This is a genomic window from Paenibacillus sp. CB74 (assembly GCF_055687625.1).
This window is the reverse complement of sequence record NZ_CM146009.1, coordinates 6112076-6129900: the sequence shown is the minus strand read 5'-3', so window position 1 is coordinate 6129900 and position 17825 is coordinate 6112076. Positions and strand designations below refer to the sequence as shown.

Sequence of the window (17825 nt, the reverse complement as noted above, 5' to 3'; positions counted from 1 at the left end):
CTCCTGCCAGATGTGCAAGAACGGCCTGCCTTGTCAATTATATTAATGTAGCTCTAGTATGCAGGTTGAACTTAGTTTTTGTTTTGCTCAACGCCGGAGTTTACTTTCAAACGCAGTGCATTCAGGCGAATAAAGCCTGTTGCATCCCCTTGATCGTAAGCTTGCGTTGGATCAGCTTCCATCGTTGCGATGTCCGGGTTGTAGAGGCTGACAGGACTTTTCACACCTGCGCCGATGATGTTGCCTTTGTACAGTTTCACACGTACCGTACCTGTTACGTTCTTCTGGCTCTCAGTTACCAGCGCTTGCAATGCAAGACGTTCCGGTGCGAACCAGAAACCGTTGTACACCAATGTACTGTAACGTGTGATCAGGCTATCACGCAGGTTCATCACTTCACGGTCCATCGTGATGGATTCCATTTTGCGATGTGCTGTGAACAAGATTGTTCCACCCGGTGTTTCATATACGCCACGGCTCTTCATACCAACAAAACGGTTCTCAACCATATCTACACGGCCAATACCATGTTTGCCACCCAGCTCGTTCAGTTGCTCCATCACTTGCAATGGGCTCAAACGCTCACCGTTCAGTGCAACACAGTCGCCTTTTTCGAATTCAAGCTCGACATATTCCGCTTGATCCGGTGCATCTTCAGGCGCACTGCTCAGCAGGAACATGTCTTTGTTCTCGTCCGCACTTGGATCGAACCAAGGATCTTCGAGCACACCGCTCTCATAGCTGATATGAAGCAGGTTGCGGTCTGTGGAGTATGGTTTAGCCGCAGATGCGGTTACCGGAATACCATGTTTCTCAGCGTAAGCAATCATCTCGGCACGTCCCGGGAATTGGTTGCGGAATTCTTCCAGACGCCAAGGTGCAATGACGTTAATGTCTGGTGTCAGCGCAGCCGCGTTCAACTCAAAGCGAACTTGGTCATTCCCTTTACCCGTAGCGCCGTGAGCGATGGCTGTAGCGCCTTCTGCACGAGCAATATCCACCATGCGTTTAGCGATCAGTGGACGAGCGATACTTGTGCCAAGCAGGTATTGTCCTTCATAAAGGGCACCTGCCTGGAACATTGGATAGATGAAATCTTTGGCGAATTCATCGCGCAGATCGTCGATGTATACTTTGGAAGCGCCAGTAGCGAGTGCTTTTTCCTCCAAGCCATCCAGTTCGTCCTTTTGTCCGATATCCGCTGTGAAGGCGATAATCTCAGCATCATATGTTTCTTTCAACCATTTCAAAATTACAGATGTGTCCAACCCGCCTGAATACGCGAGTACAATTTTTTCCTTAGCCATGTTCGATGGTCCTCCCCAAGATCAGTTAAGTTAAAAAAGAGCCTTCATACACTGAATCCTACGAGCTTCTTGTTTAATTAACTTTTTAAAGTACATTATAGATGAATCTATCATCGCGAAATCTGCGCCTAAAATCAACCCATAAAGGCAAACAGCATCTATTCGCTCATTAACGCAGCCATTAATGCTTTCTGTGCATGCAAGCGATTCTCCGCCTGATCAAAGATCAGAGAGTTTGGTCCGTCAATTACACCGGCACTCACTTCTTCACCGCGGTGTGCTGGCAGACAGTGCAAGAACATGTAGTCCGGCTTCGCACCTTTCATCAGTTCCTCGTCCACTTGGTATGCCGCAAACGCCTTCTCACGAATCTTCTGCTCTTCTTCAAAGCCCATGCTTGCCCATACATCCGTATACACGATATCTGCATCTTTCGCAGCTTCTTGTGCACTGTACGTTACAGTCACTTCAGAACCGCTCTCCTGTGCGATAATACGCGCCTGATCCACTACTGCGCTATCCGGCTCATAACCTTCTGGTGTTGCTACAGCGACGTGCATCCCCATCTTCGCTGCTCCGAGCATCAGGGAGTGTGCCATGTTGTTGCCATCTCCGATGTAAGCCATTTTCAGACCTGCGAGCTTGCCTTTGTGCTCCAGCACCGTTTGGAAGTCGGCCAGTACCTGACAAGGATGCGCTGCATCGCTCAGGCCGTTAATGACTGGAACATCAGCATGCTCTGCCAGTTCAGTTACATTATGGTGTCCAAAGGTACGGATCATGATGCCGTCCAAGTAACGGGACAAAACTTTGGCTGTATCATGTGTGGTTTCCCCGCGACCCAGCTGGATATCATTTTTGCTCAGGAAGAGCGCGTGTCCACCCAATTGGAACATGCCTACTTCAAAGGATACACGCGTACGTGTAGATGATTTTTCAAAAATAAGTCCGATCGTTTTGCCTTTCAACGGTTGAAACGGTACACCGCTTTTTTGCTTGCCTTTAATCTCGATCGCGAGATCAAGCAGATAACGAATCTCCTCTGCTGTGTAGTCCGTGAATTCGATAAAATCCCGGCCTCTCAGATCAATCTTCTGAATCTTTTCCGTCTGTTGTGCTGTCATCTATAATGTCCTCCTTATTTCCGGTTCCCTGCACCCGCATGGGCAGAAGAGAGAGCAACGTTGACAAGTTGTCTGAGTGCTCTAAAGTTGTGTAATCATTGCCGCCTTCCGCAAGTTCACCACGCGGCTACAGGGATTCATCATCTCATTCTGCTTCGAGGCCGGTAATGGCCCCGAGACAGAAAGGTTCTCATTTTTATATTAGGCTTTCGCCGCTACGTACTCTTCGATCAATGTGCCTACCAGCGATACGGCCTCGTCGATCTCTTCTTTGCTCACATACAGGTTTGGAAGCAAACGAATCACATTCGGTCCTGCAGAGACAAACAAAATACCGCGTTTTTGCCCAGCAAGTACAATATCACCTACCGGCTCAGCACATTCAATACCTACGAGCAATCCCATGCCACGTACTTCCTTCACAAAGGAATTGCCTGCCAAACGATTCCGCAGGGAGCTCATCAGGTATTCACCCATCTCCGCTGCACGCTCTGGCAAACGATCTTCCAACATCGTTTCGATGGTTGCAATCACAACGGATGAAGCAAGTGGTGTTCCACCAAAGGTGGTCGCATGACTACCTGGCGTGAACGCATCCCGCAGGAAGCCTTTACCCAGCATCGCGCCTACAGGGAAACCACTGCCGATACCTTTGGCAACGGTGAACACGTCTGGCTCAATGCCATAATGTTCGTGCGCAAACAATTTACCAGTACGTCCCATTCCAGTCTGCACTTCATCCACAATGAGTAACAATCCATGCTCGTCACACAGTTTCCGTACATGCTTGACGAATTCCGGGTCAACTGGATATACACCACCCTCGGCCTGAACCATCTCCAGCATAATTGCTGCCGTCTTAGGTCCAATTGCCGCTTCAAGTGCAGGAATATCATGCAAAGGTACAGTTACAAATCCGGCTGGCAATGGCAAAAATCCTTCTTTCACCTTATCCTGTCCAGTTGCCGTCAATGTTGCAAGTGTCCGTCCGTGGAAGGACTGGGCAAAGGTGATCACTTCATAGCGATCTGTTCCTTTCACTTTCTGGTGATAACGACGTGCTACTTTGATTGCCGCTTCGTTCGCTTCGGCACCACTGTTACAGAAGAACACGGCATCAGCACATGTATTGGCTGTCAGCAGTGCTGCTGCTTTCTCCTGGCCCGGAATCTGGAACAGGTTGGACACATGCCACAGCTCATCAATCTGAGCTTTCAGCTTGGCACCGACTTTCTCTGGTGCATGGCCCAGGCTGGTTACAGCGAGTCCGCACATGAAATCTAGATAACGGTTGCCTTGGTCATCCCACAACCAACTTCCTTTACCTTTGACCAGACTGATTGGATAACGCGCATATGTTTGAAAAAGCGAGCTTTCCGTCTGTGCCGCTGCACCTGTTGCTGCTGCGCCCGCTACCGCTGTGCCAGAACCTGGCTGTTCGTTGCCTTTTGCCATCACCATATCACTCCTATTGGTTGGTGCACACCTAAAGTGAATAAAATATAGCACTAGATCACTCCGAGTACAGTACCATCTTTTGAACGTACGCATACTCCACTTCGATGACAGAACAACCTTCCGATCGCTGTTATCCCCGGATTTCTTGATTAATTGTTTAAAGGTTGAAATCCGGAGATAGTGTATGCTTCCGAAGTAGCTTTCTTTCAGAAAGCTTTTAGGCGCACGCTTCGCTTCTTCAGGTTATTTCTGTCCTCTACGTTCTCGCGTTTCTGCTTCTTCCGATTGGTTCTGCGCTCTTCGTTATCGTGCTATGCCAAAATTCACAAAAATGCCGTGCACATATTTTTTATTTAATATAAGACCATGAAGACCCTAGCGCACTGAGAATAATTATTGCATACGGATAATTTTTGTTCCGATAATTTCTCCGCCGAGCACTCGGCTTAGGATCTGGGGTTCGCTTCCGTCTACGATGATGACCTCACGTACTTGACCATGAATACATGCGATTGCTGCACGCACTTTGGGAATCATGCCACCATAGATTTCTCCGGTTTGGATCATATCCTCGATCTCCTGTACAGAGACGGATGGCAGTACTTTTTTCTCGCCGCCTACGTTCTTCATGATGCCAGGAACGTCGGTTACGACAATCATCCGGCTTACGCCAAGATGAGACGCCACAGCACCCGCAGCTGTATCTGCATTGATGTTGTAGCGTTGTCCGGTGGCATTCACACCAACTGGCGCGATAACCGGCATGTAACCCATGTTCACAATGCCTTGGATAATTTCTGCGTTCACACCCGTGACATCGCCTACCCAGCCGATCTCTGCGTGATTTGTAACAGGTTTAGCCTGGATCAAACCACCGTCCACGCCGGATAAACCTAGTGCACGACCGCCCACACGTTGGATCAGGCGCACGATCTGTTTGTTGATACTGCCCGCAAGCACCATCTCCACTACATCCAGCACAGGTTCAGTTGTTTTGCGCAGGCCATTAACGAATTCGGTTTCGATACCAAGCTTCGCCAGGTTATCCGAAATCGCAGGGCCTCCACCATGCACGATTACCGGCTGTGTGCCCTGAGACTGCAAATCACGCAGATCCGCGAAGAAGGACTCTGGCAATGCCGCCAGTGTGCTGCCTCCACATTTCATGACAAACATCTGTTTCTCTGTGCTCGCTTCCGTTGCGGTACTGTTGTTTGGCATTGTTGAATTCATGAGGGCAAGCTCCTTTCGTTCAAATATTCTTAAAGGCTTAACACTTAATTGATGCGATATTCGTTGGCTGACCGTTCCGAATCCGGATCGTTCTTTTGATCGCTGTTGTCTCCAGGTTTTTTGATTCCCTTTATAAAGGGGAAACCCGGAGACAAAGGCGAACGCTTCGCTTCTACAGAATCGATTCCGTCTTCTCCACTGCCTTCGCCAGTTATCTCAAAGACCAAATAAAGTTCAATCCTTAAAGATTTTCTATATATTTACGAAACAGCTTCTCATAGGGAAGCTGTTAGCTTCAATAGAATAAATGCTAAGACGTATTACGTGCGGTATGCTGCGTTAATTCGGACGTAGTCATACGTCAGGTCACAGCCCCAGGCTGTTGCCGTTCCTTCGCCGTGGTGCAGATCCACCACAATGCGCACTGTATCGGTCTGCAAATAGGCCAATGCCGCTTCTTCGTCGAAAACGACTGGACGGGACTGTTCGAGTACCGAGATCTCTCCCAACCGAATATTTACCGTATCCGGGTTCACTGGTTGCCCTGCACGTCCTACGGCTGCAATAATCCGTCCCCAGTTGGCGTCAGCGCCGAACATGGCGGATTTCACCAGACTGGACCCGATAACCGTTTTGGCAATCGCTTGCGCAGATTCATCACTTACCGCACCCGTAACTTCTACCTCAACCAGTTTGGTTGCTCCTTCACCATCGCGAGCAATGGCTTTGGCCAGCACTTGGCATACATAGGTGAAGCCGGCTGCAAAAGCGTCCCAATCCGGATGCTCTGTTGTCAGCTCTTCATTGCCTGCATATCCACTGGACATGGCTACCAGCATGTCGTTTGTACTTGTATCCCCATCTACAGTAATCATGTTGAATGTGTGATTGGTTGCCTGGCGCAGCAAGCGCTGCAATGCTTCTGCACCAATTACCGCGTCAGAGGTCATAAAAGCGAGCATCGTCGCCATATTCGGATGAATCATTCCCGAGCCTTTGGCGGCTCCCGCAATCGTAACCGTCTTGCCGTTAACCAGAACGGAGACGCAGGCTTCCTTTTTCACCAAATCCGTTGTCAGAATCGCTTGTGAAAATTGTTCCGCCTCATTCGGCTCCTTGCCCATATGCGCCGGAAGGCCGGTAATGCCTGAATGCACGGCATCCATTTTGAGCAATTCCCCAATGACACCTGTGGAAGCCACCGCCACGTCCTCTTCTGCCACACCCAACTCACGCGCAGCAGCCGAGCGCATCGCATATGCATCTTCTTCCCCTTGTTGCCCTGTGCATGCATTAGCGTTACCGCTGTTAACGATAACAGCCTGAAGACGTCCATTGTTTAGGCTTTCGCGCGTTACTTTGAGTGGCGCGGCCTGAAACACGTTCGTTGTATACACAGCAGCAGCTGTAGCCGGTACATCACATCGGATCGCTCCGATGTCATTACGAGAAGTTTTTTTCAATCCGCAGTGAAGTCCACCAGCAGTGAATCCCCCAGGGGTTACAATTGTTCCGTTCTCAATCACGGTAAAACTCTGTTGCTCCACATTCGTTCCCATATCATATCCCCCGTATGCGTTCAGCTATATGCCGATGATCCGCCTGCTTAACCTGATCCGATCTCCCTAAGTTCACTCCAAGAATGCACTCTTACTTTAACTTTGAATATTCCAGTGCCTTCTGAATTCCAATCCTTATGGATATACAGGTGTCATGTTCAGCCCGAGGTTCTCCTCCCATCCCATCATCAGGTTCATATTTTGAATCGCTTGCCCGGATGCACCCTTCACCAGGTTGTCGATGACCGAAATAATCGTCAAACGCCCTGTGCGAGGATCTACCGCAAATCCGATATCACAATAGTTGGATCCGTACACTTCTTTGGTAGAAGGCCAGATGCCCGGTTCACGTACACGTACGAAAGGTCTGTTCTCATAATATTTGCGATATAAATCCACGATCTCCCGGTCGCTGTGTTCCCCAATGAGTTTTGCATACATCGTACTCATGATTCCACGTGTCATTGGCACCAGATGTGTGGTGAAGGTAACCGTAACGGGCGTTCCCGTTATGTTGCCAAGCACTTGCTCGATCTCGGGAATATGTTGGTGTTTGTTCAGTTTATAGGCTTTGAAATTCTCATTCATCTCTGCATAATGGTTCGTCAGACTTGTTCCGCGTCCTGCTCCGGATACACCTGATTTGGCATCTATAATAATAGTAGAAGGATCAATCCAGCCTGCCTCTACTGCAGGAATCAGTCCAAGAAGTGTAGCCGTTGGATAACAGCCTGGGTTAGATATGAAATTCTGTCCCTTCACCTTATCACCGTACACCTCAGCCATGCCGTACACCGCTTGTTCCAGCAAATCAGATGAAGGCGCCGGATGTTTGTACCACTCTTCATACACCGTTCCATCCTTGAGTCTGAAATCGCCAGACAGATCAATGACCTTAAGCCCTGCTGCCAGCAAACTTGGTACGAGCTTCGCACTTACGCCGGACGGGGTCGCTGTGAATACCAGATCCGCACGACTCGCAATCTCAGCCGGATCTACGCCGTCAAGTGGCCTGTGAATCACGTCCGTCAAATGCGGAAACCCATCTGCGATGGATTCACCACTGCTCGATGATGAGATCACCGATGTGATTTCAACCTGCGGATGGTTCTGGAAAAAACGAATCAGCTCCACCCCGCCGTAGCCGGTGGAACCGACGATTGCTACTTTTAATTTGTTATTCACTCTCGCTCCCCCAATCTCGATGTATGCGCTACTTGTGCTATGTTCTTGCATGAATCAGGCTCGAACACAGCAATTCCGTCGCTTATATGCATATTTGTGTATTATTATACGACTCTGGTTATATAAATACAACACTCTATCATCAATTTCACATGGATTTCCACCCAATCCGAACATATCTTTTTTAACATCCGGGACGAACAGGTATACTTCTGTTAAAATACGTATTAGTAGGAAACATTACAATCAGGGTCTTATTCATAACTAACCTGCTAATCAAGGACATATGAATAGATTCATGATGGTCATTATGAGACGTGGGGGACTATAGTGCATATCGAATCCATTTTACTTATTGTACTCCTGGGCCTGAATATTATTTTTGCGGCAGCCGTTGTTTTCTTCGAACGGAAGGATGCTAGTGCTTCCTGGGCTTGGCTGCTTGTCTTGAACTTTATTCCGGTGTTTGGGTTTGTACTTTATCTTTTAACCGGTCAGAATCTGACCCGATACCGGCTTTTCCAATGGAAGGAACGCAAAAAACTCGGGCTGGAGGAACGTATTGAAGCTCAGCTCGCACAGTTGCATGATAACCGTACCCCTTTCCGCAACCAGGCAACCGAGAGTAGCCAAGACATGATCTATATGAACCTGAAGCAGAACGGTGCCCTGCTGACCGAGGATAATGCGGTTGAGATCATTACGGACGGAACTGACAAATTCCAGCGGCTCTTGGATGACATCGAAGCGGCCAAGGATCACGTGCACGTGCAATACTACATTTATAGAGGCGACCGACTGGGCAAAAGAATTCGGGATGCACTCATCCGCAAAGCGCGGGAAGGCATCAAAGTTCGTTTGCTGTATGATGCGCTCGGCTCGCGGCGGGTATCCAAACGCTTTTTCAAAGAATTGCGCGAAGCAGGCGGATTGGTTGAAGTCTTTTTCCCATCCAAATTCAGTCTGATCAACTTGCGTATGAACTATCGTAATCACCGTAAGATTGTCATCATTGATGGTAACCTGGGGTACACGGGCGGATTTAATGTTGGAGATGAGTATCTTGGCTTGAACTCAAAATTCGGTTACTGGCGTGACACACATCTGCGTATTCAGGGGAATGCCGTTCATGCATTGCAGACCCGTTTCCTCCTGGATTGGAATGAAGCGTCCAAACAACACGACACACCATATGTTCCGGCACATTTCCCTCATATTGAGGGTACGGGCAATACGGCCATGCAGATTGTCTCCAGTGGACCGGATGCAGAGACTGAGCATATCAAGAACAGTTATCTCAAGATGATTAATGGTGCCAAACATTCGATTCTGATCCAAACGCCTTATTTTATCCCGGATGCCAGCGTATTCGAAGCCATTCGTCTCGCGTGTCTGTCCGGTATCGATGTTCGCATTATGATCCCGAATAAACCAGACCATGCTTTCGTCTATTGGGCAACGTTATCTTATATTGGCGAGTTGTTAAAGGTTGGCGCCAAGGTATTTATATATGACAATGGCTTCATTCATGCCAAAACACTTATCATTGACAGTTTGGTTGCATCCGTGGGAACCGCCAATATTGACTACCGCAGTTTCCGGTTGAACTTTGAGGTGAATGCCTTTATGTACGATGAAACGATTGCGACAGCACTTGTACAAACCTTTGAGCACGACCTGCATGTATCGCGCGAGATGACACTCGAGGAGTACCAAAAACGCAGTCTGATTATCCGCTTCAAAGAAGCGATTTCCCGTCTGTTATCTCCGATTCTGTAGTGGTGGCAGTCCGATGACAGGATATCCTTCTGAAGTAGCTTTCTTTAGAAAGCTTTCAGGCGAACGTTCCACTTCTTCAGGACATTTCTGTCCTCTCCGTTATGTGAAATGTTAAGTTGAACTTTTAATAGTAGAAAAGCAGGTACTCCCTCTCTGCCATTGCAGAGAAGGATGTACCTGCTTTTTTCTGAAATCTCATTCCCAAACGTATGAGTCCTACACAGCTCGCTCACCTAATTCTCATACCCGTTCACACATGCTCTCCCCGTTTAAAACCTTCGCCGAGCACTTCGTGCGCGTTACTAATAATGACAAAAGCTCCCGGGTCTACGGACCGGATCAACGTTTTGAGCCTCGGCACCTCATTTTGCCCAACCACCACCATCAGTACGGTTCGCTGATCATCGGTGTAACCACCTTTAGCTTCAAGCTTCGTCAAACCGCGATCCAGATCATCCAAAATCACTTTGCTAATCGCTTCAGTCTGGTTGGAGATAATATAAGCCACCTTGGAGAAACCCAGCCCCATCTCAACGGCATCGATCACTTTCCCCGTAACATACAATCCAATCAGTGCATAGAGAGATTGCTCTAATGACAATACAAATGCAGCCATAATAATAACGGTAGCATCCATAATCACCACACAGATTGAGTAACTCAGCCCACTATATTTCTGCACGATTCTGGCCAGAATGCTCATGCCCCCTGTTGATCCTCGACCGCGGTATACAATGCCGATCCCCAGACCAACGCCAATACCGCCATACAGTGAACCAAGCAACGGATTTGTTGTTGGAATGGCCCAATCCTTCGTCAGATAGACTAATAATGGCAGGACAATACTGCCGAGGACTGAGCGAATTCCATACTGCTTACCAATGAGCAAAAATCCTGCAATCAGAAGTGGAATGTTAATCGCCCACTGGGTATATGCCGGTTCCCAATTAAGCCATTCCTTGCCCAGGATCGATAAACCAGACACCCCGCCTGAAGCGATCTGATTCGGTAATAAAAACAAATTAAAGGCTACTGCAATTAAAAACGAACCTACAATAATGGATAACGTATCCACGACGTTTCTCCATGGTCCGTTTAGGGGGATGAGGCTGGTTAACCTCTTTTTGCGATTATTATGAAATTGTGATCGTTGTTGCATGTTCTCGTGCTCTCCTTTGTTGTGACTGATCAGTTGTTCGTTCATGTTCTCTATATCTTATAAAATGATTCAAAAAAAAGCTCCTGTATACACCAGCATACGCCTAGACGTATGGGTCCATACAGGAACTTCTATTAATCGGTTTCTACTTTAATCTGGCTACGCAAATAACCATCGATGAATGCATCGAGGTCGCCGTCCATTACTGCCCCTGTGTTTCCTGTCTCTACACTTGTACGGTGATCCTTTACCATACTATAGGGATGGAACACATAGGAGCGAATCTGGCTACCCCATGAAATATCCGACTGATCTCCTCGGATTTCATCCAGCTGTTGTTTTTGCTCTTCAATTTTACGCTCATACAATTTCGAACGAAGCATCGTCATCGCTCGCTCACGGTTCTTGATCTGTGAACGTTCATTCTGACACGTTACAACTACACCTGTTGGAAGGTGAGTAATCCGTACGGCAGAGTCGGTGGTATTGATATGCTGTCCACCCGCGCCACTTGCCCGGTACGTATCGATCTTGAGATCCTCTGTACGGATATCGACTTCAATCGTGTCATCAATCTCCGGTACCACATCACAGGATACGAAGGACGTATGTCTACGGCCCGATGAGTCAAAAGGAGAGATCCGCACCAGTCGGTGTACACCCTTCTCGGCTTTTAGATAACCGTAAGCGTTATGTCCCTTGATTGACAACGTAACACTCTTGATCCCAGCCTCATCACCTGGCAGATAATCCAGTACCTCCACCTTGAAACCTCGCTTCTCAGACCAGCGTGTGTACATGCGAAGAAGCATCTGGCCCCAATCCTGAGACTCAGTACCACCCGCACCCGGGTGAAGCTCCAGGATCGCATTCATCTTATCGTATGGCTGGTTCAGGAGAAGCTGAAGCTCGAACTCTGCAACCTTATTCACGATCGCTGTAATACTGTTACCAATCTCGGTAGCGAGATCTTCGTCGCCTTCTTCATCCGCCAGCTCTATCATCATCACTGCATCATCATAATCCTGCTGAAGTTTGGTGTATTGATCTACAGATCCCTTTACCGCATTCAGCTCAGCGATTACAGATTGCGCCTTGTCACTGTCGTCCCAAAAATCCGGGGCAGACATCTTCACTTCGAAGTTGCCAATCATCTCTTGCTTCAGATCTAAGTCAAAGAGACCCCCTAAGGTTTGTTAGTTTCTTGCCTATTTCACGCAGGTCGTGCTTCACATTTGGATCGATCATGTGCAATTCCTCTTTTCATTAAGATAAGCTCCCCGCATCCAGGGCATTCCTTCAGATCAGGTATCAGATGCACCACCCTGGTGTTGAGACTACTGTTGTATCAGTATATCTCTCCTCCGTGATCATGGTCATATTATTATAACTATGCACCATTCATCGGTTTTGCATCCTTCACTTCATCCTATGGAATACCCGGCTGCGAGGAGCCGTTCATGTCATCGTGTATATAAAAATCGTTGTACTACTCTTGACCGTGGCAGTGTTTGAACTTCTTGCCACTACCGCATGGACATGGATCGTTACGTCCGATTTGGTCGGAAACCTTCACTGGACGTTTCTCAGCAGGTTCACCGCTTGTCGAGATCTGACTTTCCTCAACAACCGCTTGACGCTCCTGATTGCTCTCGATCTGTGCTCTCATCACATAAGTCGCTACTTCTTCTTGAATTGAAGCGATCATCTGATGGAACATCTCGAAGCCTTCGAACTGGTACTCACGCAGTGGATCTGTACCGCCATAGGCGCGAAGGTGGATACCTTGACGCAATTGATCCATTGCATCAATATGATCCATCCACTTGCTGTCTACTGCACGCAGCACAACCACTTTCTCGAACTCACGAACCATCTCTTCGCCAATTCGCTCTTCACGTGCATTGTACTTGTTCTGAACTTTCGTGAACAGGTACTCGATGATCTCTTCTGCTTCCTTGCCCCACAGATCATCTTTCGTTACCGAACCATCATCCAGCAATTTGCTGTTCATGTAATCGGCAACTTCCTGCAACTCCCAGTTTTCCGGAATATCGTCACTACAATGTGCTTCAACGATACGTTCAATGGAAGGTTTGATCATATCCATGACGATCTGTTTGATATTCTCGGACTCCAGTACCTCGCGGCGCTGTTTATAGATAATCTCACGTTGTTGGTTCATGACGTCATCGTATTGAAGAACGACTTTACGCACGTCAAAGTTGTTACCTTCAACACGCTTCTGCGCCGATTCTACTGCACGGGTAATCATCCGGCTCTCAATCGGTTGGTCTTCTTCAAAACCAAGGCGCTCCATCATGTTCAATACATTGTCTGCACCAAAACGTCTCATCAATTCATCACCCAGTGAAAGGTAGAATTGTGTTGAACCCGGGTCACCTTGACGTCCTGCACGACCACGCAGCTGATTATCAATCCGGCGTGACTCGTGACGCTCTGTACCGATGATATGAAGGCCGCCTACTTCAGCTACACCTTCACCCAAGATAATATCTGTACCCCGTCCTGCCATGTTGGTAGCAATCGTTACTGCACCCGCTTGGCCAGCACCTGAGATAATCTCTGCTTCTTCCGCGTGGTACTTGGCGTTCAGTACCTGGTGTTTTACACCACGGCGCTTAAGCATATCAGACAAGCGTTCAGAGTTCTCGATGGATACTGTACCTACCAGAACCGGTTGATTCTTGCTGTGGCGCTCCACGATTTCTTCTACAACCGCCTTGAACTTGCCATCGATGCTCTTGTACACGACATCTGCCATGTCATCCCGTTTGTTCGGACGGTTGGTTGGAATCTGTAGCACTTCGAGACCGTAGATTTTTTTAAACTCTTCTTCCTCGGTTTTCGCTGTACCCGTCATACCCGCAAGTTTACGGTACATCCGGAAATAGTTCTGGAAGGTAATCGTAGCAAGCGTCATACTCTCATTTTGTACTTCAATGCCTTCTTTGGCTTCAATCGCCTGGTGCAATCCATCACTGTAACGACGTCCAGACATCAGACGACCTGTGAATTCATCGACGATCATAACTTCTTCGTCACTGACCACATAATCCACGTCACGACGCATGATTACGTTCGCTTTCAAGCCCTGTACGATGTGATGGTTGAGCGTAACGTTGGCATGATCATACAAGTTCTCGATCCCAAATGCTTTCTCTGCTTTGGCCACACCCGCCTCAGTCAACGCTACGGATTTCACCTTGATGTCTACCGTAAAGTCTTCCTCTGGTACCAAACGCTTCACAAAACGGTCAGCTGCATAATACAGATCTGTCGATTTCTGAGCTTGTCCAGAGATAATGAGTGGCGTACGCGCCTCATCGACCAGGATGGAGTCCACCTCATCAATGATACAGAAGAACAATGGACGTTGTACCATTTGCTCTTTGTATAGCACCATGTTGTCACGCAGATAGTCAAAACCAAACTCATTGTTCGTTCCGTACGTAATATCACATGCATATGCATGCTGTTTCAACGCATGGTCCATACCGCTCAGGTTAACCCCTACCGTCATGCCCATGAATTCGTAGATTTGTCCCATTTCCTGGCTATCCCGCTGGGCCAAATAATCATTGACCGTGACCACGTGGACACCTTTGGACATCAACGCGTTCAGATATACCGGAAGTGTTCCTACCAGCGTTTTACCTTCACCCGTTTTCATCTCGGAAATACGGCCTTCATGCAACGCAATCCCGCCCAGCATTTGTACATCGTAGTGACGTTTGCCCAGCACACGGCGTGAAGCCTCACGTACAGTTGCAAATGCCTCTGGAAGAAGCTCATCTGTTGTTTCTCCCTTTTCAATACGAGCACGGTATTCCTCCGTTTTACCTTTCAGTTGTTCATCAGACAACGCCTGAAATTGTGGTTCCAGTTTATTGATCACATCGACCGTCTTCATCAGACGTTTAACATCACGTTCATTCATGTCGCCGAAGATCTTTTTGACAAGTCCTAGCATGGTATACCCCTTTCGTGCAAAACAGAATAGACCCCCTGTTGCCGCCACGCGACACCATCGGATGGATGTTGCTCCACTTGCCCGGGGGTGACAAACAATATAAAAAGTAATATGGATGAATCAACTCCAGGCTTGCCAAGGGTTCCTCATGAAGCTGATTCGGTGTTCAGACGGATTCGGTTATTAGAAACTAGCCGAAGCCCGCGCCTTGCGAATCATGTTCATGGTGCTGTGCCTGTCATTGATTATGATTAGCGATCATTCGTTGACAATTCCTCATCAGGACAATGATTCTCTTTGCATAAATTGTAACAGTTTGTAAGGGTCGCCGCAACACGCCACGGCACACTTCTTTGAACTTCTGAGACATATCAAATGGAGTTTAAGTGCAAAAAATCATAGTCGTTAGCGGAAGCGTTCGATTGTCTTGTTTCATTTTACAAGGCAGACTGCCCTGTCAACGAATGTTGATGGTAAATTTGGATGATAATCTCAAAATTAAGTTCTCGATATTAGGTGTACGAATATTTTCGTAAGCATCGGAATCTGGTGGTTAAATTGTACCGATTATTGATTCTTCATACTATCTATTAGACGCAGCAGCATAGGGAATAGTTTCACCATTTTATTTCCAAAGGTCATTTCCCCGTCCCTCTACGCACAAAAGAGCCCCATCCCCTAAGGGATGGAAGCTCTTGTTAACTCAATCCAGGAAACTACAGTTCCTGAGTTCATTATTAAAATTTAGATATTCTTATTCTGTTCCGATGATCCTGTACGTTAAAATTAACCTTGTTCGATCAAACCGTACTTACCATCGTTCCGTTTATAAACCACGCTAACTTCTTCACTGTCAATGTTGGAGAATACGAAGAAATTGTGACCAACCATGTTCATTTGGAGGATGGCCTCTTCCACGTCCATTGGTTTCAGCATAAAGCGTTTCGTACGTACAACTTCCAAATCATCTTCATCCGTGTCCGCATCCAGTTCAGCTGTAGCTACAGTACCTGTTGGATCTTCAACGAAGAGTGTTTTCAGGCTACCTTCCTGGCGGAACTTACGGTTAATTTTAGTTTTGTGTTTGCGGATCTGACGTTCCAGCTTGTCCACCACGGAGTCAATGGATGCGTACATATCGTCGCTCTCATCCTCAGCGCGGAGCACAATGCCTTTCAAAGGGATCGTCACCTCTACCGTATGCAAACCTCTCGTCGTGCTCAATGTAACAGCACCGTCAGAGTTAAGGGGTGCATCGAAATACTTCTCGAGTCTACTCAACTTTTTGTCGACATAATCCTTCAAAGCATCAGTAACCTCGATTTGTTGACCTCGAATACTTAAATTCATAGGGCACTCCTCCTTTTTCCTTTGCCACTTCATTATAACACGAATGTAAGCGCCATGTAAAAACTCCCGGTGACCGAATAATGACATCTGTTGAAGCCACATCTGCCAACATAGGCATAACGCCATATTTCGCGATATTTCATCATATTCAGCCATAATCGAATATTTAGTTGGTATGAATTATTAGGCGCTTGATGATGTAATTAACCGTTTTTGAGCCACCTCAATCTAATATGTAAAATGAACTTTAATCTATCTCTTGGATCAACTGCTTTAATCTATTAAACTCACAAAAATACTGTTCCCGGAATGATCTTAATCTCGAATCTATTGAAACAAAAAAAGACCCCGGAACATACCGGAGTCTGATGCTAGCGATAATTCAATTTGGTAACCATCTAACCATATATGTAGGTCGGATTGTCCGGATGATTATAATTTGATTACGTTAGCTGCTTGCGGTCCACGCGCGCCTTCGACGATGTCGAATTCTACGGATTGACCTTCTTCCAAAGTTTTGAATCCTTCGGATTGAATTGCGGAGAAATGTACGAATACGTCGCCGCCATCTTCAGTCTCAATGAAACCGTAACCTTTTTCTGCGTTGAACCATTTTACTTTACCTTGCATGCACTAACATTCCCTTCGTCATCAAATGAAGTGAAGCTTTCGGCCTTAACCTCTGCCCACAATTCAGATAATACCATCCAAAGTTATCCATTGTCAATTGGTAAAGTAAATGTTTTCTTGGAATTTTTTGTAGATTAATTGGGGATTGTGTTGAATGGTGGGATATCTTGAATATATCAGGTAATTGGCAGGTTGGTAAGTCTATTTTAGATGTATTAATGATGGCAAGAAAAACCCCGTACGAAGTATTTACCCGTACGGAGTTTTGTTAAAATTATAGGATACATAGGTACTACTTTCGTTTATCCATAAGATAACTTTCAGAAGCATATTTGGATTCATATACCGTGCGTTGTGTTTTTGCAGTATTGCGTTGGAGCAACCATTCCTGCGCTTCGTTCTTAAGTGATGACATACGTTGCTCTATTATCTTGTCGTATGCCAAAACTTTCTTCAGCGCTTCTTTTTGCAGATCATTCATCTCTTCAACGTCCAAAATACCATGCAATTGCTGCACTAGAAGTTCACGCTCTTGAACAAATTGTTCTACATGATCAGAATCTTGAATTTCTAAGTCTTTAATAAAACTCTGCGTAAGCTCAGAAAGTTGGCTCAGAAGAATGTCTATCAGAGTCTTGTTGCTACTAATCATTGAGCTGAAGCTCCCATTGCTTGTTTGCTCGCTACAACCCAGGTCTCACGCAGTTCCTGGAAATATCCCAGAGCTTCTTCTCCATGCTTGATATCTTTTTTGATATTGGCTTGAATCAGCAAATGGTTCATGTACTCGTATAGCGAGAACAAATCTTTAGAAACGGGATAAGATAGATTCAACGTAGACATTAGCTCGCTAACAATCGTTTGAGCTTTACCGAGGTTCACATTCGCTTTAGCATAATCCTTGGTTTTGATTCCTTCCAAGCCCATTTTTGTAAATCGAATTGCACCATCATACAACATTATTACCAGTTGCCCTGGAGTAGATGTTTGAACTGAAGATTGCTTATACTTGTCATAAGGAGATGTAATCATGCCAAAATATTCCCC

General features: G+C 46.7%; 15 protein-coding genes. 1 reads left to right on the top strand and 14 read right to left on the bottom strand.

Annotated elements, in window-relative coordinates; genetic code table 11:
• Positions 1-71: 71 nt before the first annotated feature.
• The 7 genes from ACX9NY_RS26925 to argC form a co-directional block, all read right to left on the bottom strand.
• The gene (locus tag ACX9NY_RS26925) at positions 72-1307 is read right to left on the bottom strand and encodes an argininosuccinate synthase (protein ID WP_145324334.1); all 1236 of its coding nucleotides are present in this window, start codon (positions 1305-1307) and stop codon (positions 72-74) included.
• 158 nt (positions 1308-1465) lie between these two features.
• A complete protein-coding gene (gene argF, locus ACX9NY_RS26920; RefSeq protein WP_472476131.1) occupies positions 1466-2431 on the bottom strand; it encodes an ornithine carbamoyltransferase in 966 nt (321 codons plus the stop codon).
• A 201-nt stretch (positions 2432-2632) separates the two neighbouring features.
• Positions 2633-3886, bottom strand: coding sequence for an acetylornithine transaminase (locus ACX9NY_RS26915; protein WP_472476129.1), 1254 nt, complete (start codon positions 3884-3886; stop codon positions 2633-2635).
• A gap of 396 nt (positions 3887-4282) precedes the next feature.
• A complete protein-coding gene (gene argB, locus ACX9NY_RS26910; RefSeq protein WP_472476127.1) occupies positions 4283-5122 on the bottom strand; it encodes an acetylglutamate kinase in 840 nt (279 codons plus the stop codon).
• 44 nt (positions 5123-5166) lie between these two features.
• A complete protein-coding gene (locus ACX9NY_RS26905) occupies positions 5167-5349 on the bottom strand; it encodes a hypothetical protein (RefSeq protein ID WP_307541820.1) in 183 nt (60 codons plus the stop codon).
• Positions 5350-5442: 93 nt separating this feature from the next.
• Positions 5443-6681 (bottom strand): bifunctional glutamate N-acetyltransferase/amino-acid acetyltransferase ArgJ, encoded by a 1239-nt coding sequence (gene argJ / locus ACX9NY_RS26900; RefSeq protein WP_342571166.1) that lies wholly within the window; start codon positions 6679-6681, stop codon positions 5443-5445.
• A gap of 135 nt (positions 6682-6816) precedes the next feature.
• Positions 6817-7866: an N-acetyl-gamma-glutamyl-phosphate reductase gene (gene argC / locus ACX9NY_RS26895; protein ID WP_339257637.1), complete on the bottom strand. Its 1050-nt coding sequence runs from the start codon at positions 7864-7866 to the stop codon at positions 6817-6819.
• Between the two features lie 330 nt (positions 7867-8196).
• On the opposite strand from argC, the gene cls reads away from it, so the two are divergent.
• Positions 8197-9645: a cardiolipin synthase gene (cls, locus tag ACX9NY_RS26890; RefSeq protein WP_339238109.1), complete on the top strand. Its 1449-nt coding sequence runs from the start codon at positions 8197-8199 to the stop codon at positions 9643-9645.
• Between the two features lie 250 nt (positions 9646-9895).
• On the opposite strand, the gene ACX9NY_RS26885 is transcribed toward cls, so the two are convergent.
• The 7 genes from ACX9NY_RS26885 to fliS form a co-directional block, all read right to left on the bottom strand.
• A complete protein-coding gene (locus tag ACX9NY_RS26885; protein WP_339238111.1) occupies positions 9896-10804 on the bottom strand; it encodes a YitT family protein in 909 nt (302 codons plus the stop codon).
• Between the two features lie 134 nt (positions 10805-10938).
• Positions 10939-12052 (bottom strand): peptide chain release factor 2 gene (gene prfB / locus ACX9NY_RS26880; RefSeq protein WP_339238113.1). Its coding sequence is split into 2 segments (ribosomal slippage): positions 10939-11979 and positions 11981-12052, totalling 1113 coding nucleotides; the frame shifts between segments, so codons are not numbered across the junction.
• Between the two features lie 241 nt (positions 12053-12293).
• Positions 12294-14798, bottom strand: coding sequence for a preprotein translocase subunit SecA (gene secA, locus ACX9NY_RS26875; protein WP_339238115.1), 2505 nt, complete (start codon positions 14796-14798; stop codon positions 12294-12296).
• Positions 14799-15584: 786 nt separating this feature from the next.
• Positions 15585-16148 (bottom strand): ribosome hibernation-promoting factor, HPF/YfiA family, encoded by a 564-nt coding sequence (gene hpf, locus ACX9NY_RS26870; RefSeq protein WP_124116500.1) that lies wholly within the window; start codon positions 16146-16148, stop codon positions 15585-15587.
• 432 nt (positions 16149-16580) lie between these two features.
• Positions 16581-16778 (bottom strand): cold shock domain-containing protein, encoded by a 198-nt coding sequence (locus tag ACX9NY_RS26865; RefSeq protein ID WP_024631599.1) that lies wholly within the window; start codon positions 16776-16778, stop codon positions 16581-16583.
• Positions 16779-17070: 292 nt separating this feature from the next.
• Positions 17071-17430, bottom strand: coding sequence for a hypothetical protein (locus ACX9NY_RS26860; RefSeq protein ID WP_472476122.1), 360 nt, complete (start codon positions 17428-17430; stop codon positions 17071-17073).
• Entirely contained in the window at positions 17427-17810 is a 384-nt protein-coding gene (gene fliS, locus ACX9NY_RS26855; protein ID WP_472476120.1) for a flagellar export chaperone FliS, read from the bottom strand. Before fliS ends, ACX9NY_RS26860 begins: the two co-directional genes overlap by 4 nt.
• Between the last annotated feature and the right edge of the window lie 15 nt (positions 17811-17825).

Excerpts from the sequence above, each read along its gene's own strand:
- fliS (WP_472476120.1), bottom strand. The coding sequence starts at position 17,810 with ATGATTACATCTCCTTATGACAAGTATAAGCAATCTTCAGTTCAAACA.
- argF (WP_472476131.1), bottom strand. The coding sequence starts at position 2,431 with ATGACAGCACAACAGACGGAAAAGATTCAGAAGATTGATCTGAGAGGC.
- argJ (WP_342571166.1), bottom strand. The coding sequence starts at position 6,681 with ATGGGAACGAATGTGGAGCAACAGAGTTTTACCGTGATTGAGAACGGA.
- ACX9NY_RS26860 (WP_472476122.1), bottom strand. The coding sequence starts at position 17,430 with ATGATTAGTAGCAACAAGACTCTGATAGACATTCTTCTGAGCCAACTT.
- ACX9NY_RS26865 (WP_024631599.1), bottom strand. The coding sequence starts at position 16,778 with ATGCAAGGTAAAGTAAAATGGTTCAACGCAGAAAAAGGTTACGGTTTC.
- ACX9NY_RS26925 (WP_145324334.1), bottom strand. The coding sequence starts at position 1,307 with ATGGCTAAGGAAAAAATTGTACTCGCGTATTCAGGCGGGTTGGACACA.
- hpf (WP_124116500.1), bottom strand. The coding sequence starts at position 16,148 with ATGAATTTAAGTATTCGAGGTCAACAAATCGAGGTTACTGATGCTTTG.
- secA (WP_339238115.1), bottom strand. The coding sequence starts at position 14,798 with ATGCTAGGACTTGTCAAAAAGATCTTCGGCGACATGAATGAACGTGAT.
- ACX9NY_RS26915 (WP_472476129.1), bottom strand. The coding sequence starts at position 3,886 with ATGGCAAAAGGCAACGAACAGCCAGGTTCTGGCACAGCGGTAGCGGGC.
- ACX9NY_RS26885 (WP_339238111.1), bottom strand. The coding sequence starts at position 10,804 with ATGCAACAACGATCACAATTTCATAATAATCGCAAAAAGAGGTTAACC.
- argB (WP_472476127.1), bottom strand. The coding sequence starts at position 5,122 with ATGAATTCAACAATGCCAAACAACAGTACCGCAACGGAAGCGAGCACA.